Raw genomic sequence first — 553 nt, 5'->3', positions numbered from 1 at the left:
AAAGCAGGTCGAGGGAATTCTCGATGCGGGATTGGATAAAGGAGAAGCTCTCATTGATCAAAAACAAAAAGGTGTAAAAGCAAAGCTTCGGAAGTTTGCCGTGAAAACCCTGGTGCCCGAAGAGAAAATAAGGGCGCTGGTTCCCGTCTTTGCACAAACCATGATAACGGAGATCCAAAAACCCGAAAATAAAGATGCTCTAAAATTTGTGATCAAAAGCAAAATCCAGGAATATAGTGATATGACCCATGCGAACTCTGCAGCCGGCATAAAGCTGGTGGACTCTCTGCTTCAAAAATATGAAGTCAGCGATCTCCAGGGTTTTAATAAAAAGAGTGCCGAACGGCTTATAGTGCTGGAGGAACAGACTTATTTTTATACTTATATCCTGCTGGGAATCATCCTGATCTTTTGCCTGCTATGGGCCCTCTTCCGGAATTTTACAAAGCTCCACACTCCTTTATTCATCGTTTCTGTACTGGTGGCACTTGTGGTGTTATTTTCAGGGATCACTGCCCCAATGATCGAGATTGACGCACGGTTTCAACAAGTG

1 protein-coding gene is annotated in these 553 nt (G+C 43.8%); it reads left to right on the top strand.

Annotated elements, in window-relative coordinates:
- The coding region (locus tag HC175_RS16920; protein WP_209310044.1) for a hypothetical protein at nucleotides 1-553 on the top strand (553 nt) is incomplete at both ends.

It is taken from the genome of Salinimicrobium oceani, assembly GCF_012037645.1.
Note: the sequence above shows the minus strand (reverse complement) of the source record. Positions and strands in the feature narration are given on the sequence as shown.